This is a genomic window from Lysobacter sp. 5GHs7-4 (genome assembly GCF_021284765.1).
Lineage (GTDB): Bacteria > Pseudomonadota > Gammaproteobacteria > Xanthomonadales > Xanthomonadaceae > Lysobacter.
Genome location: NZ_CP089924.1, coordinates 1,349,124 through 1,373,062 on the forward strand (window position 1 = coordinate 1,349,124; position 23,939 = coordinate 1,373,062).

Annotated in this window: 15 protein-coding genes; 7 read left to right on the plus strand and 8 right to left on the minus strand. The window is 70.9% G+C overall.

What is annotated here, in order from left to right:
• Positions 1-147: 147 nt before the first annotated feature.
• The 5 genes from LVB77_RS05825 to LVB77_RS05845 form a co-directional block, all read right to left on the minus strand.
• Positions 148-678 (minus strand): hypothetical protein, encoded by a 531-nt coding sequence (locus LVB77_RS05825; RefSeq protein WP_232909250.1) that lies wholly within the window; start codon positions 676-678, stop codon positions 148-150.
• Positions 675-1,202, minus strand: coding sequence for a hypothetical protein (locus tag LVB77_RS05830; protein WP_232909251.1), 528 nt, complete (start codon positions 1,200-1,202; stop codon positions 675-677). Before LVB77_RS05830 ends, LVB77_RS05825 begins: the two co-directional genes overlap by 4 nt.
• Before the next feature lie 81 nt (positions 1,203-1,283).
• Positions 1,284-2,237 (minus strand): prolyl aminopeptidase, encoded by a 954-nt coding sequence (gene pip, locus LVB77_RS05835; RefSeq protein ID WP_232909252.1) that lies wholly within the window; start codon positions 2,235-2,237, stop codon positions 1,284-1,286.
• An 874-nt stretch (positions 2,238-3,111) separates the two neighbouring features.
• Complete coding sequence (gene recQ / locus LVB77_RS05840) at positions 3,112-4,923, minus strand: DNA helicase RecQ (RefSeq protein WP_232909253.1); 1,812 nt, start codon at positions 4,921-4,923, stop codon at positions 3,112-3,114.
• Between the two features lie 182 nt (positions 4,924-5,105).
• Entirely contained in the window at positions 5,106-5,681 is a 576-nt protein-coding gene (locus LVB77_RS05845; RefSeq protein ID WP_232909254.1) for a Dps family protein, read from the minus strand.
• Between the two features lie 141 nt (positions 5,682-5,822).
• Between LVB77_RS05845 and hrpA the strand changes: the two genes are divergently transcribed.
• Positions 5,823-10,007, plus strand: a complete 4,185-nt coding sequence (gene hrpA / locus LVB77_RS05850; RefSeq protein WP_232909255.1) for an ATP-dependent RNA helicase HrpA — start codon at positions 5,823-5,825, stop codon at positions 10,005-10,007.
• Positions 10,008-10,503: 496 nt separating this feature from the next.
• Here the strand turns inward: hrpA and LVB77_RS05855 are convergent, their stop codons facing one another.
• Positions 10,504-11,010 (minus strand): hypothetical protein, encoded by a 507-nt coding sequence (locus LVB77_RS05855; RefSeq protein ID WP_232909256.1) that lies wholly within the window; start codon positions 11,008-11,010, stop codon positions 10,504-10,506.
• 370 nt (positions 11,011-11,380) lie between these two features.
• Positions 11,381-11,875, minus strand: a complete 495-nt coding sequence (locus tag LVB77_RS05860) for a hypothetical protein (protein ID WP_232909257.1) — start codon at positions 11,873-11,875, stop codon at positions 11,381-11,383.
• A 76-nt stretch (positions 11,876-11,951) separates the two neighbouring features.
• Between LVB77_RS05860 and LVB77_RS05865 the strand changes: the two genes are divergently transcribed.
• A complete protein-coding gene (locus tag LVB77_RS05865) occupies positions 11,952-14,135 on the plus strand; it encodes a bifunctional (p)ppGpp synthetase/guanosine-3',5'-bis(diphosphate) 3'-pyrophosphohydrolase (RefSeq protein WP_232909258.1) in 2,184 nt (727 codons plus the stop codon).
• 79 nt (positions 14,136-14,214) lie between these two features.
• Positions 14,215-15,828: a hypothetical protein gene (locus tag LVB77_RS05870; RefSeq protein WP_232909259.1), complete on the plus strand. Its 1,614-nt coding sequence runs from the start codon at positions 14,215-14,217 to the stop codon at positions 15,826-15,828.
• 322 nt (positions 15,829-16,150) lie between these two features.
• Here the strand turns inward: LVB77_RS05870 and LVB77_RS05875 are convergent, their stop codons facing one another.
• Positions 16,151-18,253, minus strand: coding sequence for a glycosyltransferase (locus tag LVB77_RS05875; protein WP_232909260.1), 2,103 nt, complete (start codon positions 18,251-18,253; stop codon positions 16,151-16,153).
• A 137-nt stretch (positions 18,254-18,390) separates the two neighbouring features.
• Between LVB77_RS05875 and mrcB the strand changes: the two genes are divergently transcribed.
• From mrcB to LVB77_RS05895, 4 genes are read left to right on the plus strand one after another with little or no spacing between them, the layout of a single operon-like run.
• Positions 18,391-20,781 (plus strand): penicillin-binding protein 1B, encoded by a 2,391-nt coding sequence (gene mrcB / locus LVB77_RS05880; protein ID WP_232910176.1) that lies wholly within the window; start codon positions 18,391-18,393, stop codon positions 20,779-20,781.
• A gap of 7 nt (positions 20,782-20,788) precedes the next feature.
• On the plus strand, positions 20,789-21,361 hold the full coding sequence (locus LVB77_RS05885; protein ID WP_232909261.1) for a hypothetical protein: 573 nt from the start codon (positions 20,789-20,791) through the stop codon (positions 21,359-21,361).
• An 18-nt stretch (positions 21,362-21,379) separates the two neighbouring features.
• A complete protein-coding gene (locus tag LVB77_RS05890) occupies positions 21,380-23,491 on the plus strand; it encodes an ATP-dependent DNA helicase (RefSeq protein WP_232909262.1) in 2,112 nt (703 codons plus the stop codon).
• Positions 23,484-23,912, plus strand: coding sequence for a VOC family protein (locus LVB77_RS05895; protein ID WP_232909263.1), 429 nt, complete (start codon positions 23,484-23,486; stop codon positions 23,910-23,912). The genes LVB77_RS05890 and LVB77_RS05895 overlap by 8 nt, the downstream gene beginning before the upstream one ends.
• The last annotated feature ends 27 nt before the right edge of the window (positions 23,913-23,939 follow it).

Consider the following 23,939-nt stretch of genomic DNA (forward strand, 5'->3'; position numbering starts at 1 on the left):
GCGTCGCGGTGTGCCGGCAAGGCGCCTGATGCATGTCGCACGGATGTCTTAAAAGGCGAGGCCGATGCGGCGGCGATCGCGTGCAGGGAGCCGCCTACCTGCATGGGCCAGCTCCAGCTTAGACCTCGCGCCGCCGGCGGCCTTGGCTCATGGCAGGGCCGCGATCGGCTCCGCAGTCAACTCGAACGGCGGTCCCGGCTGCAGCGGCAAGGCGTCGAGATAGATGCGCGCTGAGTCGCCGCCGTTGTGGTAGCTCAGATAACGGCCGTGCTGGAAACGGAACACGTAGCCGGCCACCGAAAGCTGGGGCGTGCCGGCGGCGGCGAACACCAGCGCGTCGATCGCCACCACCTGCGTCCCCAGCAGATCGTGCAGGCGCGGGCGCGCGCCCAGGTTGACCCGCCGCCAGTGGCAGTTCTGCGCGTACAGCAGTGCGGGCGCCGACGCATAGACGGCGAATGTCGCCGACTCGCCGTCCGAGACCAGGCGCGCCTGCAGCGAGCTGCCGTCGTCGAAGCTCAACTCCAGCGGGCCCAGGTCGTCGCTGCCCAACGGGTCTTCGATCTCCAGTTCGCCATGGCACAGGCCGGTCAGGCGCTTGCCCAGAATCGACGCGATCGCCGCATGCGGCGCCAGGGCCGTGCGCAGGCTCGCGGCGCGCGACCCGGCGTCGTTCACCAGAACTTCCAGAACGGCTTCTTGTGCGCCGGCGCCGCGGTGCGCGAATCCGCCGACGCCTGCGCGGGCAGCTCGTGGCCGAGATAGGCGATGGCCTCGCCGCTGAAGCCGTCGATGCCCATCGGCAGCGGCTCGAAGTTCGCGCTCAGCCAGTCGGCGTGATGTTGCCGCGCGTGTTCGGCATCGGCGTTGCTCAGCAGCAGGAAACCGTGCGTGTCCGATCCGCCGTAGGAGTCGCTATGCACGAACACGCTGTAGCGGTCTTTTAGGATTTCGGCGACCGAGGCGATCATCACGTAGCGGTCGCGGCCGCTTTCGGTCAGCGGAATGCGATACGCGACGCCTCGATGGACGAGATCGGTGGGCGACTCTTCGTCCAACATCTCGATCGCGTCGTCCTCGTCGAGCTGCTCGGAGAATCCCTCGACCACTTCGGATTCGAACGAGCGCCAGTCGATCCAGACCAGCGCCCCCGACAGTGCGTCTTCGTCCAGCGTGACCAGGGTCGCCAACGGGATGCGCATGATGTAGTCCGGTAGAGGCTGCGGATGCAGTGGGTCGGAGTAGATGCGAGTCGGCGGAGCGGGGTGGCCGCTCCGCGCCGCTCACGCGAAGCGGTCGGCCAGTGCGTCGGTCGAGGACACCAGTACGTCGACGATGGCCGGATCGGCCGCGCTGTGACCCGCCAGCACCACCCGGAAGTCGGCTTCGGGCCAGGCCTGGGCGAGGTCGTAGGCGCTTTTCACCGGGCAGATGATGTCGTAGCGCCCTTGCACGATGGTCGCGGGGATGTGGCGGATGCGGCCGACGTCGCGCAGCAGCTGGTCGGGCTCCAGGAACACGTCGTGGCGGAAGTAGTGCGCTTCGGCGCGGGCGACGCTGATGGCCAGATGCGGTTCCTCGAAGTTGCCGGCCTCGTCGGGGTCGTGGATCAGGGTGGTGCTGCCGCCCTCCCAATACCCCCAGGCCTGCGCCGCAGCCAGGCGCACCGCCGCGTCGTCGCTGTCGAGCCGGCGCCAGTAGGCCTCGGTCATGTTGTCGCGCTCGGCTTCGGGAATGTGTTCCAGGTAGCGCGTCCAGCGTTCCGGGAAGATCCAGCGCGCGCCGCCGTCGAGTTCGTTGAACCAGCGCAGTTCGCCGGGCCGGCCCAGGAAGATGCCGCGCAGCACCAGCCCCAGCGTGCGCTCGGGATGCGCCTGCGCGTAGGCCAGAGCCAGGGTCGAGCCCCAGGAGCCGCCGAACACCACCCAGCGTTCGATGCCGAAATGCTCGCGGATGCGTTCGATATCGGCGACCAGATGCCAGGTGGTGTTGTCGCGCAGCTCGGCATGCGGCGTGGACTTGCCGGCGCCGCGCTGGTCGAACAGCACGATGCGGTAGCGCGCCGGATCGAAGAAGCGGCGGTGATACGGCGACACGCCGGCGCCGGGACCGCCGTGCAGGAAGATCACCGGCAGGCCGTCGGGGTTGCCGCATTCTTCGACGTGCAGCTCATGCAGGCCGTCGACCTGCAGGCGTTGCGTGCGGTAGGGCTCGATCTCGGGGTAAAGCTCGCGCATGGCGGCGGTCCGTGGGGTTTGGGCAAGGATACGGCGCGGCGGAGTTGCAGGCGACGGCGGGGCGCCGAGGCGACGGTGGTTTTGGGGGGGCGGTATGCCTCAAGGCAATTGCTGCATGTTCTGGGGTAGGAGCGGCGTGAGCCGCGACCCTGAAATTCGCGCGGCGGTGGAAGTTTCGCGGCTGCTGTAGATCGCGGTCGCGGCTTACGCCGCTCCTACCCTAAGGCGGGATGCTTTGGCTTGCTGTGCGGACGACGTAAGTCGGGATGGTTTCGGGTCTTGGGAGGCAATCGCGGCTTACGCCGCTCCCACAGAAAGCGAGGTGCGGGTTTGGGGTAGGAGCGGCGTGAGCCGCGACCCTGAAATTCGCTCGGCGGCGGAAGTTTCGCGGCTGTCTTAGGTCGCGGTCGCGGCTTACGCCGCTCCTACCCCAAGGCGGGATGCTTTGGCTTGCTGTGCGGACGACGTAAGTCGGGATGGTTTCGGGTCTTGGGGAGCAATCGCGGCTTACACCGCTCCCACAGAAAGCGAGGTGCGGGTTTGGGGTAGGAGCGGCGTGAGCCGCGACCCTGAAATTCGCGCGGCGGCGGAAGTTTCGCGGCTGTCGTAGGTCGCGGTCGCGGCTTACGCCGCTCCTACCCCAAGGCGGGATGCTTTGGCTTGCTGTGCGGACGACGCAAGTCGGGATGGTTTCGGGTCTTGGGGAGCAATCGCGGCTTACGCCGCTCCCACAGAAAGCGAGGTGCGGGTTTGGGGTAGGAGCGGCGTGAGCCGCGACCCGGAAACTCGCGCGGCGGCGGAAGTTTCGCGGCTGCCGTAGATCGCGGTCGCGGCTTACGCCGCTCCTACCCCAAGGCCGACATGACGATTGGGCTCAAGCGTGATCCAGCAGATGCTGCAGCACCGCTTCGCCGTAGCGGTCCAGCTTGCTGGCGCCGATACCGGGGATGCCCGAAAGGTCGTCTAGATCATCCGGTGCGGCTTCGGCGATCGCGCGCAGGGTGGCGTCGTGGAAGATCACGTAGGCCGGTACGTTCTGCTCGCGGGCGGTGGTCGAGCGCCACTCGCGCAGGGCGTTGAAGCGCGCCAGCGAGGCCGGATCGAGGTCGATCATCGGCGCCGCGGCCGCGCCGCCGCGGGGCTTGCGGCTGCGCGCGGCCTTGGGCTGCTCGGTGCGGAAGCGCAGGTCGCGTTCGCCGCGCAGCACCGGGCCGCTGTCGGCGGTGAGGCGCAGCGCGCCGTGGCGTTCGATGTCGGCTTCGAGCAGGCCACCGGCGACGAGTTGGCGGAACACGCTGCTCCACTGACGAACGTCCAGATCGGCGCCGATGCCCCAGGTGCTGAGGCGGTCGTGGCCGAACTTGAGCGCCTTTTCGGTCTCCACGCCGCGCAGCACGTCGATCACATGGCCCGCGCCGAAGCGCTGGCCGGTGCGGTAGACGCAGGACAGCGCCTTGCGCGCGGCCTCGGTGCCGTCCCAGCTTTGCGGCGGGTCGATGCAGTTGTCGCAGTTGCCGCAGGCGCCCGGGTGCGGTTCGCCGAACCAGCCCAGCAGCGCCTGGCGCCGGCATTGGGTGGACTCGCAGTAACCCAGCAGCGCGTCGAGCTTGCGCAGCTCCAGACGCTTGCGCTCCTCGCCGGCCTCGCCCTGCTGGATCAGCTGGCGCAGGTTGACCACGTCGCCCAGGCCGTAGCAGAGCCAGGCCTCGGCGGGCTCGCCGTCGCGGCCGGCGCGGCCGGTCTCCTGGTAGTAGCCCTCGATCGACTTGGGCAGGTCGACGTGGGCGACGAAGCGCACGTCGGGTTTGTCGATGCCCATGCCGAAGGCGATGGTGGCGACCATGACCACGCCGTCCTCCTGCAGGAAGCGGCGCTGGTTGGACGCGCGCGAGGCCGCGTCCATGCCGGCGTGATAAGGCAGCGCGTGGATGCCGGCCTGCACCAGCTGCTCGGCCACCGCGTCCACGCGCCGGCGAGAGAAGGCGTAGACGATGCCGCTGTCGCCGCGGTGGGCGGCCAGGAAATCCAGCAGCTGACGCGTGCCGTTGTCCTTGTGGACCACGCGATAGCGCAGGTTGGGGCGGTCGAAGGAGCTGACGAAGCGGCGCGCGTCCTCCAGGTTGAGGCGTTCGGCGATCTCGCGCTGGGTCGGGGCGTCGGCGGTCGCGGTCAGGGCGATGCGCGGGATGTCGGGCCAGCGCTCGTGCAGGATGGTGAGTTCGCGGTACTCGGGGCGGAAATCGTGACCCCACTGCGAGACGCAGTGCGCCTCGTCGATCGCGAACAGGGCGATCGGGGCGCGGTCGAGCAGGGCCAGGCAGCGCCCGGTCAGCAGGCGCTCGGGCGCGATGTAGAGCAGGTCGAGTTCGCCGGCCAGCAACTGGCGCTCGACCTCGGCCGCGGCGGCCGCGTCCAGGGTGGAGTTGAGGTAGGCCGCCTGCACGCCGAGCTGGCGCAGGGCCTCGACCTGGTCCTGCATCAACGCGATCAACGGCGAGACCACGATGCCGCAGCCGTCGCGCAGCAGCGAGGGCAACTGGTAGCACAGCGACTTGCCGCCGCCGGTGGGCATCAGCACCAGGGCGTCGCCGCCCTCGCTGACGTGGTTGACGATCTGCGCCTGTTCGCCGCGGAAGTCGGAATGGCCGAAGGTACGGCGCAGCAGGTCTAGGGCGTGGTCTGACATGGCGCTAGTGTAGCGAGCGCCGTCGTTACGGCCGCTAAGCGGATGGCGCGGGCGGCGGTAGGACTTTCCCGCGGTCCGGGGTAGGGCGCAGATTCGGCCGGCCGCCTCTGGGGCAGGTTACCGCTCCCACGGACAGCAAAAAGGCCGCTCGCCGTCGAAGGGAGCGGCCTCCTCAGCCGCCCTTACTGCAGCAGCGAACGCAGCATCCAGGCGTACTTCTCGTGGGTCTGCAGACGCTGGGTCAGCAGGTCCTCGGTGGGTGCGTCGTCGACGTCGTCGGCCTGGTCGAGTACCTTGCGCGCGGTGCGGCATACCGCCTCGTTGCCGACCACCAGCTGGCGGACCATTTCGCGCCAGTCGGCGGCGTCGCTGAGGCCCGGTTCTTCCGGGATCGAGCTCAGGCGCACGAATTCGGCGTAGGAGCCCGGCGCGTTGAAGCCCAGCGCGCGGATGCGCTCGGCGATCTCGTCCAGCGCGGTCCACTGTTCGGTGTACTGGGTTTCGAACATCACGTGCAGGGCGTTGAACATCGGGCCCGTGACGTTCCAATGGAAGTTGTGGGTCTTCAGGTACAGGGTGTAGCTGTCGGCCAGGAAGCGCGACAGGCCCTCGGCGATCTTCTTGCGATCGGCCGGCGAGATCCCGATATCGATGGACGGCGCGGCGCTGCCCGGTGCGGGCGATGCGGCCGGCGTCAGCGGCTTGGCGGGCTTGGTCTTGCCGGCTTTGGTCTTGTCGGGCTTGCTCGACTTGGCCATGGGGGAGGCTCCTGTTCCTGTGGGATGGGAAGGGGTGAAAGCGGCCGGATAGGGTTTTTCCGGCGTAGCGACGACAATAGGCGCTGTCGCCGCCGATGTTAAATGGTTTGTACCTAGCGCTGCGATGCAGACGATCTATCGATGAAGAACGAACACTCCAGGCAAACACCCGCCGACGATGCTAGCGCCCAGAATGCTAGCGCCGCGTTACGCCAGGCCCGGCGCGCCATCGACGGCGCGTTGAGCCGCGACCGTGGCCGCCTGCACGGGCTGTGGTCGCGCTGGAGCGGCAAGCCCGGCGACGCGGCCGCGCGCGACGCCTTCACCCAGGCCCTGGCGGTGTCGGTGGCGCAGCGCGAGGCGCGCGCCGCGGCCTTGCCCAGCGCGCCGGTGGAGCCTTCGCTGCCGATCGCCGCCGAGGCCGAGCGCATCGTCGAGCTGATCCGCAAGCACCCGGTGGTGGTGATCGCCGGCGAGACCGGTTCGGGCAAAACCACCCAGTTGCCCAAGCTGTGCCTGGCCGCCGGGCGCGGCGCCGCCGGCATGATCGGCTGCACCCAGCCGCGCCGGATCGCGGCGCGCGCGGTGGCGCGGCGCGTGGCCGAAGAACTGAACACGCCCGTGGGCGGCGCGGTCGGCTACCAGGTGCGCTTCAACGAGAACGTCGGCGAGCGCACCGCGATCAAGTTCATGACCGACGGCATCCTGCTGGCGGAGATCCAGTCCGACCGCTGGCTGTCGGCCTACGACACCATCCTGATCGACGAGGCGCACGAGCGCAGCCTCAACATCGATTTCCTGCTCGGCTACCTCAAGCAGCTGCTGAAGAAGCGTCCCGATCTGAAACTGATCGTGACCTCGGCCACCATCGACACCGAGCGCTTCGCCGCCCATTTCGACAACGCGCCGGTGGTCAGCGTGGAAGGGCGCGGCTATCCGGTGAACGTGCGCTACCGCCCGCTGGAGGGCGAGGGCGAGGGCGAGACCGCCGATGGCCGCAGCCGCGAGGTGCGCCAGGGCGAGCGCAGCGTCAACGACGGCATCGTTGCCGCCTGCGACGAGATCACCCGCGAGGATCCGCGCGGCGACGTGCTGATCTTCCTGTCCGGCGAGCGCGAGATCCGCGACGCCCACCAGGCGCTGGAGCGGCGCAAGTACCGCGAGACCGAAGTGCTGCCGCTGTACGCGCGGCTGTCGGTGCGCGACCAGGACCGGGTGTTCAACCCCGGCCCCAAGCGCCGCATCGTGCTGGCGACCAACGTCGCCGAGACCTCGCTGACGGTGCCGCGCATCCGCTACGTGGTCGATCCGGGCCTGGCCCGGGTCAAGCGCTACAGCCCGCGCGGCAAGCTCGACCGCCTGCATATCGAGCCGGTGTCGCAGGCCAGCGCCGACCAGCGCAAAGGCCGTTGCGGCCGCATCAGCGAAGGCACCTGCTACCGCCTCTACAGCGAGGCCGATTTCGAATCGCGCTCGCGCTACACCGACCCGGAAATCCGCCGCGCCGCACTGGCCGGCGTCATCCTGCGCATGCTCTCGCTGGGCCTGGGCAGCGTCGACGGCCGCACCTCGAAGCGCGGCGCCGCGGACGATGCGGGCGGCGCGGCGCGCATCATCGAGGACTTCCCGTTCCTGGAGCCGCCCGACGGCCGCGCCATCGCCGACGGCTGGCAGCAGCTGACCGAACTGGGCGCGGTGGACGAACAACGCCGGCTCACCGCGATCGGCCGCAGCATGGCGCGGCTTCCGGTGGACGTGAAGCTGGCGCGCATGCTGGTGGCGGCCCAGGCCCACGGCTGCCTGCGCGAGATGATCGCGATCGCCGCTTTTCTCGGCATCCAGGACCCACGCGAGCGCCCGTCAGACCAGCGTGGTGCGGCCGACGCGGCGCATGCCGAGTTCGCCGATCCGCGTTCTGAATTCATCGGCATCCTCAAGCTGTGGGACGCCTACCAGAGCGCGCACGAAGCGCTGACCCAGTCCAAGCTGCGCGGCTGGTGCGAGAAGCATTTCCTGGGCTTCCTGCGCATGCGCGAGTGGCGCGAGCTGCATCGCCAGCTCAAGCTGCTGTGCGAGGAACTCGGCTGGGCCAGCGGCCGCGGCGACGCGCCGTCGGCACGCGCGGCCGGCGACGCGCGCGTCCGCGATGCGCGCACCGACGCGCCGCCCGGTCATCGCCAGGGCGGCAAGGCCGCCGACGACGAGGCCTCGGCCTACGCGACCTTGCACCGCGCGCTGCTGACCGGCCTGCCCAGCCAGATCGGACAGCGTGGCGATCGCGGCGTCTACGACGGTCCGCGCGGGCGCAAATTTCAGCTGTTCCCCGGCTCGCCGCTGGCCAAGAAGCCGCCGCCGTGGGTGCTGGCCGCGACCCTGCTGGACACCGAGCGGGTGTGGTCGATGACCAACGCCGGCATCGAGCCGGACTGGGCGATCCAGGAGCTGCCGCATCTGCTCGCACGCCGTTATCACGACCCGCGCTGGGCGCGTTCGCAGGGACGCGTGGTCGGCAGCGAACAGATCAGCCTGTTCGGGCTGGTGCTGGCGCCGAAGCGGCCGGTGCATTACGGCGCCTTGTTCCCGGAAGAAAGCCGCGCGATCTTCGCCCGCGACGCCCTGGTCGCCGGCGAGATCAACACCCGCGCGGCGTTCCTGGCGCGCAACCTGGCCACGCTGGCCAAGGCGCGCGACGAGGAAGCCAAGCAGCGCCGCGCCGGTCTGGTGGTGGACGAGGACTGGATGGCGCAGTGGTACCTGGACCGGTTGCCGGCACAGGTGCACAACGCGCAGGCGCTGGACGCGTGGTACGCCAAGCTGTCCGCGCCGGAAAAGGCGGCGCTGGAATGGTCCGGCGCCGACCTGATGGTCGGCGGCGAAAGCGAGGCCACGCGGTTCCCGCCGTACCTGCAGTTGGGCAACGCGCGCCTGGCGGTGCGCTACCGCTTCGAGCCGGGCGCGCCCGACGACGGCATGACGGTCGCGGTGCCGCTGCATCTGCTCAATGCGCTGGATCCAGCGCAGTTGTCGTGGCTGGCGCCCGGTTTCGTCGCCGACAAGGCGGCGGCGTTGATCAAGTCGCTGCCCAAGATCCTGCGGCGCAACTTCGTGCCCGCACCGGATTTCGCCAAGGCCTTCCAGGAAGCGCACGCCAAGCCCGAGGCCGACGACCTGGCCGGCGCGCTCGCACGCTTCCTGCGCAAGCTGGCCGGGGTGGAGGTCGCGGCGACGGATTTCGATCCTGGCGCGATCGAAGCGCACCTGCGCATGAACCTGCGTCTGCTCGACGCCATCGACGAACGCCAGCCGGGCGGCCGCAAGAGCGAGCCCGCAGTACTGGCGGAATCGCGCGATCTGGACGAGCTGCGCGCGCGTTTCGGCGAGCGCGCCGCGCGCGCGTTCGCGGCCCGCGCCGCCGACGGCCTGGGTCAGCAGGGCCTGACCGCGTTCCCCGAGCAGCCGATCCCGGCCTCGGTGCCCGGCGCCGCCGGCGTGCCCGCGTTCCCGGCCTTGCACGACGACGGCGACACCGTGTCGCTGCGCGTGCATGCCGAGCGCGAGGCCGCCTTGCGCGCGCATCCGGGCGGCGTGCGTCGCCTGCTGACGATCGCGCTGGCCGACAAACTCAAGCAGGCGCGCAAGCAGCTGCCGGTGGCGCCCAAGACCGGCCTGCTGTACGCGGCGATCGAATCGACCGGCCCGCGCATGGACAAGTTGGCCGACGGCGGCAGCAAACGCGACGGCGACCGGCTGCGCGACGACCTGGTCGACGGCGCCCTGCGATCGCTGTTCGGCGACGACGACGAACTGCAGCAGGTGCGCGACGCGGCTGCGTTCGACGCGCGGCGCGAACAGGTGGCACGAAAGCTGTTCCCGGAGGCGATGGAGCGTTTGCGGCAGGCCGAGACCATCCTGGTCGCGGTGGCCGAGGCGCGCGCCAAGCTGGAGTCGCCGTTGATGGGCTGGGCCAGCGGGAATCTGGACGACATGCGCGCGCAACTGGCGAGCCTGACGCCGCCGGGTTTTCTGAGCCAGGTGCCGGCCGAGGCCTTGCGCGAGTATCCGCGCTATCTCAAGGCGCTGGCATTGCGCGGCGAACGTGCGCTGCGCGACCCGGTGCGCGACCAGGCGCGCATGCTGGAACTCAAGCCCTTCGCCGATGCATTGGCGGCCGCGAATTCGGCCGGCGCGGCCTCGGCGCCGGGCTGGCAGGCGCTGCGTTGGGACTTGGAGGAACTGCGCGTGTCCCTGTTCGCGCAAGAACTGGGCGTGCGCGGCGGCGTGTCGCCGAAGAAGCTGGCCAACCGGTTGGCGCAGCTGCGCGGGTAAGGCGGGTCGGGTCGCCGCGGCGTTTCGTCGTCGCCTGTGCTTTTTTTTGCTCGTCATCCCCGCGAAGGCGGGGATCCAGCGACTTCAGCGCCATGTCGCGATGACGCCGTCAGACAACACCATGCGGCGGCCCGACATACCGACATGCCGTTCTTTGCTGTTGCCTTTGCTCGTCATCCCCGCGAAGGCGGGGATCCAGCGACTTCAGCGTCATGTCGCGATGACGCCGTCAGACAACGCCATGCAGCGGCGCGACATACCGACCTGCCGTCGTTTGCAGTCTTTGCCCTTGCTCGTCATCCCAGCGAAAGCGCGGGTGAGGGCGTGCGTTTGCGAGCCATTGGTTCGCGCACGACCGAACGCCCGAGCGCTATACGCTCGGGCCGGGAAGAGCGACTTCAGCGCCATGTCGCGACTACGCGACTTGCCTCAGCGCGTGGCGCTCAAGGCGTTCACCGGAATGCCGTGCCGGAAAAGCCGCGCGCGGCCCGGTGCGTCACTTGATCCGCTGCACCCGCGCCTTCGGCAAATCCTCGTCGACCTGCAGGAACCAGCGTCCGCTGACGCCGGGCACCACCACGATCTCGGGTGCCGACATCGGCTTGGGCAGCTTCAGCGCTCCCTTCAGCACGCGCCATTGCTGGCCATTCTCCAGTACGAACACGGTGCCCGGCGCCCATTCGGCCACCGTGCCGACCAGGCGGCTGCGGATCGGGCCGTCGGCGGCGCCTTCCAGCAGGCCGGCGTCGTCGCGGCCGGGCGCGGTGTCCGCGCTCGCCGGTGCGGCGGCTGGCGGCGCGGCCGCGGCTTCGCGGTCGGCGTCCTCGCGCAGCAGGCGGTTGAGCAGGGCCAGCTGCGCCGGGCTGAGATGGTCCAGACCGGTTTCGCGCAGCTGCGCGGGCGTCAGGCGCTGTTCGACGTCGCGGTAGGCGGTCTGCGCGAAGGCCAGGCTGGGCAGCAGGACCAGTGCGAGCAGGAGGGCGTTGCGGTGGAATCGGCGCATGGGGAAGCCTGGCGACGGAGCGGGGCTGGGCGTCGCGAACGCGCCCGGTGTCGGGCGCGTGCGGTGGCCGCACGGGTAGGGCGCTCAGACTATTGCGGAGGCGTGACAGTTTCTTGACATGGCCAGCGCGTGGGCGCGGCGTGCGGGAGGGCGCATCAGGTTATACGCGCATGCATGGGCGGACGTCGCCTTGCCCGCATGGCGCGGAAGTCACTGGACCCCCGCTTTCGCGGGGGTGACGCAATGGCAAAGCCGTGCGCTTGGCGCACGTGATTGCGTTCACGCTGCATGGCGCTGAAGTCACTGGACCCCCGCTTTCGCGGGGGTGAAGCAATGGCAAAGCCGTGCGCTTCGCGCACGGGCCATTGCTTCACTTGATCCGCTGTACCTTGGCGCGCGCGTTGTAGCCCTGCACCGACATGTACCAGACGTTGCCGATCAGGCCCGGATTGATCTTGACCTCCGGGCTGCTGAGCTTCACGCCGGCCAGCGAAGCGTCGTCGGACTGCTGCCAGACCTGGCCGTTGTCCAGCGTGTACTGGCGGCCGCGGCCGAAACCGCGGAACTCGCCGGTGATGCGCGAGGCGATCGGTTCGTTGGAGCCGCCGAAATTGAAGAAGCCGCGGTGCTCGGTCTCGATCACTTCCTTGGTGCTCTTGGCCACCTTGGCGCTCTCGTCGACGATCTTGCGGTTGAGCCAGTCGTTGAGGCGGCCCAGTTCGTCGGCACTGAGCTTGTCCAGGCCCGCGGCCTTGAACTGCTCCGGCGTCATCTGCTGTTCGATCGGGGGCTGCGATTGCGCGAATGCCGCGAGCGGTGCCAGCGCAAGCAGGGTAGCGACGATCAGCGGGCGGGTGCGGAGCATGTGCTGTTCCTCGGGTCGGTTGGCGGCTAGTGTAGACGCTCCCCCAAACCGCTTCGATCCCGACACGCAATCCGCGATGAACGCGTCGCCTTCCGTCCCCGCTCCGGTCCAGACCGCGCTGGCACACGCCTCCGCGGCAGCGATCGCCGGCCCGCTGCGGCAGCGCCTGGAGGAGGCCGCGCGCGACCCGGCGGTGGCCCGCGACGCCCTGGACGCGCCGCCGGTGGTCGCCGCCACGCTGGACGCCCTGGGCCTGCTGGGCGCCGACGGCGACACCGTCGCCGCCGCGCTGCTGCACGCCTATCCGGGCCTGGCGGCGGCGCTTGGGACCGCGCTGGACAAGCAGTTCCCGGCGGTGGCGGCGTTGCTCGACGGCCAGCGCGCCGCGGCCCAGGTCTGGACCCTGCACGCCGAGCACGACGCGCGCTCCGGCCACGAGGGCTTGCGCCGCCTGCTGCTGGCGATCGTGCGCGACCTGCGGGTGGTGCCGATCCTGCTCGCGCGCCAGCTCGCGCGCATGCGCAACGCCGATGCACTGGCCCCGGACGCGCGCCGCGAACTGGCCGCGCTGACCCGCGACATCCACGCCCCGCTGGCCAACCGCCTGGGCATCTGGCAGCTCAAGTGGGAGCTGGAGGATCTGGCGTTCCGCTACCTGGAACCGCAGACCTATCAGAAGATCGCGCGCCTGCTCGACGAAAAGCGCGGCGACCGCGAGCGCTATATCGAACAGGTCAAGCGCACCCTGCGCGGCGCCTTGGCCGCGGCCGGGCTGCAGGGCACCGAAGTCGCCGGCCGGCCCAAGCACATCTACAGCATCTGGAAGAAGATGCAGCGCAAGGACGTGCCGATCGGCGAACTCTACGACCTGCGCGCGGTGCGCGTCATGGTCGGGGACCTGGCGGCGTGCTACACCGCGCTGGGCGTGGTGCATGCGCAGTGGACGCCGATCCCCAGCGAGTTCGACGACTACATCGCGCGGCCCAAGCGCAACGATTACCGCTCCCTGCACACCGCCGTGGTCGGGCCGGAAGGCAAGACCCTGGAAGTGCAGATTCGCACCCACGACATGCACCGCCAGGCCGAACTGGGCGTGGCCGCGCACTGGAAGTACAAAGAGGTCGGCAGCCAGGCCGCCGATGCCTCGTTCGACCGCAAGATCGCCTGGATGCGCAAGCTGCTCGACGCCCACGGCGAGGGCGGTCGCGACAACGGCGAGGCCACCCTGGCCGGCGAGCTGGACACCGAGCTGGTCGAGGACCGGGTCTACGTGCTCACGCCCAAGGGCGAGGTGATCGACCTGCCGACCGGGGCCACGCCGCTGGACTTCGCCTATCACGTGCACACCGAGGTCGGGCACCGCTGCCGCGGCGCCAAGGTCGACGGCCGCATCGTGCCGCTGGACCACAAGCTGCGCAGCGGCGACCGCGTCGAGATCCTCACCGCCAAGACCGGCGAGCCGCGCCGCGACTGGCTGGTCGCGGCCAACGGCTTCCTCGCCAGCGGCCGCTCGCGCGACAAGGTGCGCGCCTGGTTCCACAAGCTCGATCGCGCGCGCAACGAACAGGCCGGGCGCGAGCTGCTGGATAAGGAACTGCGTCGCCTGGGCCTGCTCAACGCCGACCTGGCGCCGGCGCGCGAACGTTTCAACGCCGCCAACGACGCCGAGCTGTACGTGCAGGTCGCCTTGGGCGACGTCGGGCCGCACCAGATCGGACGCGCCTTGCACGAGCACGAGCGCGCGCTGGCCGCGCCGCCGCCGCCGCCGACCGGCACCACCACCTTGGCGCCGGTGCCGCGGCGCCGGCCCAGCAAGAGCACCGATTTCACCGTCGAGGGCGTGGGCAATCTGCTGGTGCAGCTGGCGCGTTGCTGCCAACCGCTGCCGGGCGAACCCATCGTCGGCTACCTCACCCGCGGCCGCGGCGTCAGCGTGCACCGGCCGGGTTGCGCGGCGTTCGAGCGCCTGGCCGCCGGCCAGCCGCAGCGCGTGCTGCCGGTGGAGTGGGGGCGCAAGGGCAGCGGCTACGAAACCGACATCGAGGTGCTGGCGCTGGACCGCAAATGGCTGCTGAAGGAAGTCACCAACCTGATCGCGCAGGGCAATGCCCACGTGGTCAGCATCCGCAGCGACGTCGAGCGCAGCGGCGCGCGCGTGCGGCTGCGTCTGCGCCTGCGCGTGGCCGACTACGGCCAGCTGTCGACCCTGCTGGGCAAGCTGTCCTCGTTGCCCGGCGTGGAGCAGGCGCAGCGTTGCTGAAGGCGCGGCCGCGGCTGGACGCCCGGCGCGTCGCACGGCCGTCACCCGGATGCCGCCACGACAGGGCTATGCTGCGAACGTGACGTCCGACCACCCGCCCCCGCACGATCGCAGCGAGCCGCCCGGCGCGCGCGCAGCGGCCATCGCGCCGGCACGGATCGAGCCCGAATTCGGGCGCTGGCGCGAGCTGCGTTTCGAACGCGATCGCGCCCCGCGGCCGCCGCCGGCGCGGCCCTGGTTCGGCTGGGGCGCGGCCGGCGCGGTGATGCTGGTGCTGCTAGCGCTGGTGTGGTTGCGCCAGCCCTTGTCGGACCGGTTGTGGCCGGACTCGCGTCTGCAGCAACTGCGCAGCGACGCCGCCCAGGCCCTGCGCGAGGGCCGGCTGAGCTCGCCCGACGGACGCGGCGCGCGCGAGTTGTACGAGGCCGCGCTGGCGTTGGATCCGGACCGCGACGAAGCCCGCGCCGGCCTGACCCGGGTAGGCCAGGCCGCGTTGGTGCAGGCCGAGCGGGCGATCGCCCAACGCCGTTATGCGCAGGCCCACGCGCACCTGAATCTGGCCGCCGAGCTGGCGGTGCCGCGCGCGCAGGCCGAGGCCCTGGAACGTCGCCTGCGCGAACGCGAAGCCGCCGACGCCGGCCTGGACCGCTTGCTGGCGCAGGCTGCGAGCGCGCGCGCGGCGGGGCATCTGGACGACGGCGACCACGCCGCCTTGCCGCTCTACCAGCGCGTGCTGGCGCTGCAGCCCAAGCGCATCGAAGCCTTGGAAGGCCGCGAGGACACCCTGGCCGACTTGTTGCAGCAAGCGCGCCGGGCCCTGGCGGGCGGCGACCTGCTGGCCGGCGCCGCGCGCATCCGCCGCGTGCAATCCGCCGACCCCGGCCACGCCGAGCTGCCCGACGCGCTGACCGACCTGGCGCGTCGCGCCGACGTGCGTCGCGGCCACGCCGATGGCGCCTTGCGTCGCGGCCGCCTACCCGAGGCCGCCGAAAGCTATCGCGAACTGCTGGCGGCGATACCCGACGACGCAGCCGCGCAGCGCGGCCTGGGCGCGGTCGCCGCCGCGTACGCGCAGCGCAGCGAACGCCTGGCCGCCGACTTCCGCTTCGACGAAGCCGCCGTCGCCCTGCGCGACGCCGAAGCGATCGCGCCCGCGACCGCGGCGGTGACCGATGCGCGCGCGCATTTGGAGCGCGCGCGCCAGTCGCGCAAGCGCTTCGGCGGCGAGTTGCCTCCGGCGCAACGCCAGCAGCGCCTGCGGCGCTTGCTGGAAGAAGCCGCGGCTGCCGAGGCGCGCGGGCAATTGCTGGCACCACCCGGCGACAGCGCCTACGACAAACTGCGCGCGGCGCAGGCGCTGGCGCCGCAGGATCCGAAAGTGCGCGCGGCCGCGGCGCGGTTGTTGCCGGCCGCGCGGCGTTGCTTCGAGGACGAGTTGCGCGGCAACCGGCTCGGCCGCGCCGGCGAATGCCTGGACGCGCGCCGCGCGCTGGAAGGCGAGGGCGCGGCCGTGGCCGAAGCGCGCCGCCGGCTGGCCTTGCGCTGGCTGGCGGTGGGCGACGAACGCCTGGGCGCGGGCGAGCTGCACGCGGCGCAGGCGGCACTGAAAGCGGCCCGCGAGCTGGACCCGGCGGCGACGGGCATCGACGACCTGGCCGATCGCGTGCGCGCGGCGGGTGCCGGTCGCGATTGATTCGCAGGTCTCGCGCGAACTGCATTCGCGCTGCGCGCTCATTCCCTCACCCCTACCCACACCCCGGCCCGACCGCACAGCGGTCGGGCGTTCGGCGCAGCGCGAGCCGGTGGCTCGCAAGCGCTGCTCCTCACCCCGCAGGCGGGAGAGGGGCCAAAAGCGGGGGCGTCGCAAGTGCTTCCAATCGCGCAGGAGTGCGGCATCGCCTCCGCTACACGAGAGCCAGAGCAGCGGCGTCGCATTAGCCCCTCTCCCGCTTGCGAGAGAGGGGTTGGGGTGAGGGCCGCGAAGCCAGCCGATTGCGGCGCAAGCCGCAATGGCTTCAGCCCCCGTGCAACAACACCCGGCGCACCACCTCGCGCGCCGCATCCAGCGAGAAATGCGTGGCGACGTTGCGCAGGCCGTTCTCGGACAGGCGCTGCCAAAGCTCGGGGTCGCGATACAAACGCACCACCGCCTGCGCGTAGCCGGCGGCGTCGTCGGCCACCAGCGCGTCCTCGCCGTCGCGCAGATGCATGCCCTCGACCGCGCAGCGCGTGGCCACCACCGGCTGGCCGTGGGCCATGCTCAGGTTGACCTTGCCCTTGACGCCGGCGCCGTAGCGCAGCGGCGCCACCGCGATGCGCGCGCCGTCCATGTACGGGTCCAGGTCGGGCACATGGCCGTGGATGTCGATACCCGGCTGCGCCGCCAGCGCGGCGATCTCCGGCGGCGCGTCGGCGCCGATGCAGTGGAAGCGCAGCTCGGGCAGTTCGGCGCGGATCAGCGGAAACACCTCGGTCGCGAACCACAGCACCGCATCCACGTTCGGCGGGTGGCGGAATCCGCCGACGAAGACCAGGTCGTGGCGTTGCTCGAAACTGCGGCCGGCGCCGGCGACGCGATGCAGGTTGGACAGGATGTCGACCTGCGCCCGCGGCGCGTCCTGGGCCAGCAGGCTGCGTTCGACTTCGCTGACCACGAAGGTCGCGTCCGAACGCGCGATCACGTCCAGTTCGAGCTTGCGCGTGGCCTCGGCCGTGCGCGCCAGCGCGGCGTCGCCGGCGACTTCGGCGCCGCGGCGCTCGCGCAGGTAGTGCAGATCGACCGTGTCGAACACCAGCCGCGCCTGCGGCGCGTGCTTGCGCAGCAGCGGCAGCAGTTCGCGCAGCACGTAGTGGCGGCAGACCATGACGGTGTCGAAGCGCGGACCGTGCTCGCGCAGCCAGGCCGGCGCGCGCTGCGCGTGCGGCGCGTACCAGACCTCCACGCCCATGCGCTGCAGGTCTTCGGTGTAGCGGCCGTCGTTGGCGCGATTGGCCGGCATGAACACCACGTGCGCGCCTTCCTCCAGCAGCAGGCGCATCAGATTGACCAGGCGCAGCGAGCCCGAGTCGCGATCCGGTTGCGGCACCAGCGCGTCGACGATCAGCACGCAGCGCCGGCCGCGCGCGAACGCGGCGCGTTCGGCCGGCGTGTTCGCCGGCCACTGCGCGCCGAGCACGTCGCGCCACTTGTCGGCAAACACGCCGCGGTTGCGCACCTGGTAGGCCTTCACCCCCGAACCGGTGTCGGTGCCGGCGGTGATGCCCTCGCAATGCACCACCCGCGACTTGGGCTGGTAGATCACGCGCAGGCCGGCCGCGCGCACCGCGAAGGCGAGGTCGGTGTCCTCGTAGTAGGCCGGCGCATAACGGGTGTCGAAGCGACCCAGGCGCGCGAACAGCGCCGTCGGCAGCGCGATCGCCGCGCCCGAACAGTAGTCGGCGTCGCGCAGGAAGGCATAGCGCGGATGGTCGGGCGCATCGAAGCGGCCGTAGTTCCAGCCGCTGGCGTCGTCGAACACGATGCCGCCGGCTTCCTGCAGGCGGCCGTCGGGGTACACCAGCTGCGCGCCGACCAGGCCGACATCGGCCTGCTCGTCGAAGGTGGCCAGCAGCACGTCCAGCCAGCCCGGCTGCGGGATGGTGTCGTTGTTGAGGAAGACCACGTACTCGCCGCGCGCCATCGCCGCGCCGTCGTTGCAGGCGGCGATGAAACCGCCGTTCTGGGCGCGGCGGTGGTAGCGCAGGCCCGCGACCTGGCCCAGCGAGGCCTCGGTGGCGTCGGAGCTGCCGTCGTCGACCACGATCACTTCGAACGCGGCCTGCGGCGGACGCGCGGCGAGCGCGCGCAGGCAGGCCAGAGTGTGGGCGAACTGGTTGTAGACCGGGATCACCACGCTGGCGCGCGGGCGGTCCGAGGTCGGCAGGGCGAACGGGGCGAAGGCCTGGTCCGGCGGCAGCCACAGGGTGGCGCGCTCGACCCCGGGCAGGCGCCGGAACTGGCGCTGCACGCGTTGCCAGGACGCGGCGAGGCCGCGAGTGCGCAGGCTGATCAGACCGCGTCGAGCCAGGCCCATTCCCCGGTCCAACATAAACCGAAGATCGGTCCAACTCATCGCCATCGACTGCTCGCCATGCTGAAGGGATTCCCTAATACGGATACGGTGGCCGCGCCCGCCGCGCGGCGGCGCCGGCCGGCTGCGTTAGACTCGATGGCTACGAGGGCGCAGCCCCGTCATTGTCCCATGCCGTGGCCCGAATCGATTACGACGAAGACGACAGTTCCGACGACTCCCGGTCGCACGACGGCGGCGCTCCGACCTGGCGGCGGCGCCTGGTCACCTGGACCCTGGCCGCGGTCGGCCTGGGCCTGGGTTTCCTGATCCCGTATACGCTTTACCTCAATCACGAGGTCGGGCAGCGCTTCGGCCAGTTGCGCTGGCAGATCCCCACGCGCGTCTACGCGCGTCCGCTGGAACTGACTCCCGGCTTAACCCTGGACGCGGGCACGCTCAAGACCGAGCTGGACGCCTCGGCCTACCGCGACGACGGCGCCGGCGCGCGCGCGGGCACCTACGCCCGCGAGGGCGGGCGCTGGTCGATCTCCAGCCGCGGCTACAACGACGTCGACGGCGCGATCGCCGGACGCCGCATCGAGGTGGTGCTGTCCGGCGGACGCGTGGCCAGCCTGCGCGACGCGGCCAGCAAGAAATCGCTGAAGCTCGCGCGCCTGGACCCGGCGCGCATCGCCACCCTGTACGGCCAGAAGCAGGAAGAGCGCCGGCTGGTCCGCATCGAGGACGTGCCCGAGCTGCTGGTCACCGGCCTGCAGGCGGTCGAGGACCGCGATTTCAACAGCCATTTCGGCATCGACATCTCCGGCATGATCCGCGCGGCGTTCAAGACCGCCACCGGCACGCGCCAGGGCGCGAGTACGCTGACCCAGCAGTTGGCGCGCAGCGGCCTGCTCGGCATCGGCCAGGAGCAGACCCCGACCCGCAAGGCCAAGGAAATCCTGTACGCGCTGCTGATCGAGGCGCGTTACGACAAGCGCACCATCCTGGAGGCCTACTTCAACCAGGTGTACCTGGGCCAGCGCGGTTCTCAGGCGATCCACGGCGTCGCCGCCGGCGCCGAGTTCTGGTTCGGCCGCGACCTGCGCGATCTGAGCACCGAGCAAATCGCGCTGCTGATCGGCATCGTCAAGGGGCCGTCGTACTACGACCCGCGCCGCAATCCAGAGCGCGCGCTGGACCGGCGCAATTTCGTGCTCGGCGAGATGCACGAAACCCAGCTCATCGACGACGCCGAATACCAGCGTGCGTTGAAGACGCCGCTGGGCATCACCAAGACCCCCGGCAGCACCGCCGCCAACCGTTTCCCGGCCTACGTCGACCTGATCCGCCGCCAGCTGGCGCGCGACTATCCGGCCGACGCGCTGGCCGGCGCCGGCCTGAGCGTGATGAGCGGCATGGCGCCGTCGGCGCAGGCGCAGGCCGAAGGCGCGGTCGCGCGCACGCTCAAGAGCCTGGACAACAAGCGCCGTCCGCCGCTCAACACCGGTCTGGTGATGACCGACGTGCACAACGGCGAAGTGGTGGCCGTGGTCGGCAGCCGCGAGTTCACCCAGCACGGGTTCAACCGCGCGGTCGAGGCGCAGCGTCCGGTGGGCTCGCTGCTCAAGCCCTTCGTGTACCTGCTGGCGCTGGCGCAGCCGGGCAAGTACTCGCTGGCCAGCTACGTCGACGATTCACCGGTCACCGTCACCCTGGGCAAGGGCAAGCGCTGGTCGCCCGGCAATTCCGACGGCCGCAGCCACGGCACCGTGCGTCTGATCGATGCGCTGGCGCAGTCCTACAACCAGGCCACGGTGCGCGTGGGCATGCAGGTCGCGCCCGAACGCCTGGGCGGCCTGATCAAGACCCTGGCCGGCATCGAGGCCACGCCCAATCCTTCGCTGATCCTGGGCTCGGTCGACCAGAGCCCGTACGCGATGGCGCAGCTGTACCAGTTCCTGGCCTCCGGCGGCGAAATCCAGCCGCTGCACGCGGTGCGCGGCGTGCTCGACGCCAACGGCCGCGCGGTCAACCGCTACGACAAGGAACCCGCGCCGGCGCAGGAAGGCGACGCGATCGCCGCGCGCCTGATCACCATCGCCCTGCAGCACGCGGTGACCAGCGGCACCGGCCGCCAGCTGATCGGCGACGGCCTCGGCCGTCTGTCGCCGGCCGGCAAGACCGGCACCAGCAACGACGGCCGCGACAGCTGGTTCGCCGGCTGGACCGGCGACCACCTGGCGGTGATCTGGGTCGGCAACGACCAGAACAAGGAAACCGGCCTGTACGGCGGTACCGGCGCGATGCGGGTGTGGTCGGCGATCTTCTCGCGCCTGCCCAGCGCGCCGTTGCAGGTCGGCGACAAGGGCATCGACTGGCAGTTCATCGTCAACCAGAACACCACCGATCCGGGCTGCGCCAGCGCGCGCCGCTTCGCCTTCGTCGCCGGGTTCGCGCCCGACTACGCGCCGTGCCCGATGCCGCAGGCCGAGCCGGAAGAAGAGAGCGGCGGCGGCTGGCGCGACTGGTTCGGTATCGGCAAGCGCGACGACGAGCCGGCTCAGGCCGAGCCGGCGCCGCAGCAGGAGCAGTGACGTGGTCATGAGGTGGAGTCTGGTCGCGCTGCTGGCGGCGAGCGCCGTCGGCACGGGCTGCAGCACGGCGCCGCTGGCGCCCGCGCAACCGGTGTTCGACGCCGAAACCGCGGTCGCCGCGATCCGCAAATCCGCTGTCGCCGCGCGCGAGCTGGACGTGCAGCCGTTGCGCGACAACCGCGTCGAGGATCTGCGCCAGAGCGCCAGCGCCCTGGAAAAGCAGCGCAAGTACGTCGAATCGGCGGCGACGTTGGACCAGGCGCTGGCGATCACCGCCGGCGATCCGGCGTTGTTGCAGGAGCGCGCCGAAGCGGCGCTGCTGCTGCGCAAGCTCGACGACGCCGAACGCTACGCCAAGCAGGCCTACGACGGCGGTTCCAAGGTCGGTCCGCTGTGCCGCCGGCACTGGAGCACGATAGCGGCCGTGCGCCAGACGCGTCTGGACCTGCTCAAGACCACGCCGGTCTACAAGGAAGAGTTCGACGCCGTGCTGGCGCGCATCTCCCAGGCCGGCCGCGACGTGGCCGCCGCGCGCGCGCAGGCCGACGCCTGCACCGTCGGCGCGCCGCCGCGGTACTGAGCCGATGAGGTGGGCGTAATGGAGCCTGGCCGCCTCGGCGTGGCCAGCCGCGCGGCCTTGAGCGAAGGCGGCGACCTGGCCAAGGCGCTGCCCGCGTTCGCGCCGCGTCCGGCCCAACAGGATCTGTCGTCGGCGATCGCCGACGCCTTCGAGTCGCGCGGCACCCTGCTGGCCGAGGCCGGCACCGGCACCGGCAAGACCTTCGCCTATCTGGTGCCGGCGCTGCTGTCGGGCCTGAAGACCATCGTCTCCACCGGCACCCGCGCGCTGCAGGACCAGCTCTACCACCGCGACCTGCCGCGCGTGCGCGATGCCCTGGGCGTGGGCCTGAAGACCGCGCTGCTGAAGGGGCGCGCGAACTATCTCTGCCACTACCGTCTGAAGCAGGCGCAGGGCGAGCCGCGCTTCGGCAGCCGCGAACTGGCGGCGCAGTTCCAGCGCATCGTCGCCTGGTCGGGGCGCACGCGCATGGGCGATCTGGCCGAGCTGGAGGCGCTGCCCGAGGATTCGCCGCTGCTGCCGATGGTGACCTCGACCGCGGAGAACTGCCTGGGCAGCGAATGCCCGTTCTTCGGCGACTGCTTCGTGATCCAGGCGCGTCAGCGCGCGCAGGCCGCCGACGTGGTGGTGGTCAACCACCATCTGCTGTTGGCCGATCTGGCGCTGAAGCAGGAGGGCTTCGGCGAGATCCTGCCCGGCGCGCAGGCGTTCGTGGTCGACGAGGCGCACCAGCTGCCGGATCTGGCCGCGCAGTTCTTCGGCGAGGCGCTGAGCGCGCGCCCGCTGGTCGAGCTGGCGCGCGACGCGCTGGCCGAATGCAAGAACTCGCCCGGTTCGCTGGCGGTGATGCAGGGGCCGGCGCGCGATCTGGAACAGGCGGTGCGCGCGCTGCGCACGGCGATGGACGAGTTGCCGGTGCGCGCCACGCGCCGTCGCGCGGCCGAGCTGCCGGCGGTGGAGTACGCCTTCGACGTGCTGGCCGCGGCGCTGCAGCAGCTGCAGACCGCGCTGACGCCGCTGCGCGAGGCGGCGCCGGGCTTCGACGGCTGCCTGGCGCGCGCCAAGGAATTCGAGGCGCGCCTGAGCCGCTGGCGCGGCGAGCCGCGCCGCCACGGCCAGGCCGACGACATCGTCGACGAGGACGGCGACGATTTCGAAGTGCGCATGCCGCTGCCGGCCAGCGACGAGGACGGCGACGAACCGGCGCCGCCGCAGGCCGATGCCAGCGTGCTGTGGTACGAACTCACCGCGCGCGGTTTCCGCCTCAGCCGCACGCCGCTGGACGTGGCCGGCCCGCTGGCCGAGCATCGCGAACGCTCGCGTGCATCGTGGGTGTTCACTTCGGCCACGCTCGCCGTCGGTGGCCGTTTCGATCACTACGCGCACAAGCTGGGCCTGATCGAACCGGCGACCTTGCTGGCGCCCAGCCCCTTCGACTGGCCGCGCCAGGCGCTGTGCTATCTGCCGCGCGGCCTGCCCGATCCGATGGTGCGCCACTACAACGAAAGCTTGGTCGATAAGCTGCGGCCGGTGCTGGAGGCTTCGGGCGGGCGCGCGTTCGTGCTGTTCGCCTCGCACCGTGCGCTGCGCGAGGCCGCCGAGCTGTTGCGCGGCGGTCCCTGGCCGCTGTTCGTGCAGGGCGAGGCGCCGCGCCCGGTGTTGCTGGAACGCTTTCGCGCCTCAGGCAACGGCGTGCTGTTGGGCGCGGCCAGCTTCCGCGAAGGCGTGGACGTGGCCGGCGATGCGTTGAGCGTGGTGGTGATCGACAAGCTGCCGTTCGCCGCGCCCGACGACCCGGTGTTCGAGGCGCGCTTGGACGCGATCAGGCGCAGCGGCGGCAATCCGTTCCGCGACGAGCAGCTGCCGCAGGCGGTGATCGCGCTCAAGCAGGGCGCCGGCCGCCTGATCCGCACCGAGACCGACCGCGGCGTGCTGGTGCTGTGCGACCCGCGCCTGCTGTCCAAAAGCTACGGCCGCGTGTTCCTGGATTCGCTGCCGCCGCTGCCGCGCACGCGCGAGCTAGCGGACGTGGCGGACTTTTTTGCCGGCGCCGACGCCGACGCCGTCTCGGCGCGGGCCGAATCGCTAGAATCGGCGTCGGATGCCCATTGGGAGCTGGACCGTGACTGACGGCGATACCCCCCGCAAACCGCGCGTGCACGGCCTGGGCGGCGTGTTCTTCAAGGCCCGCGATCCGGCCGCGCTGTCGCAGTGGTACGCGCGCCATCTGGGCATCGACGCCCAGGACTGGGGCGGCGCGCTGCTGCATTGGAACCGCGCCGACACCGGCGAAAGCGCGTGCACGGTGTGGTCGCCGTTCAAGGCCGACACCGAGTACTTCCAGCCCAGCGACAAGCCCTACATGCTCAACTACCGCGTCGACGATCTGGCCGGCACCCTGGCCGCGCTGCGCGCCGAGGGCTGCCAGGTACTGGACCGCTACGAGGAAAGCGAGCAGGGCAAGTTCGGCTACGTGGTCGATCCCGAAGGCGCGCTGATCGAGCTGTGGGAACCCAGCCCCGACGACGCCTCCACGACGCCGCCGGCATAAGCGCACGGCCGCCCACCTTCTCGCATG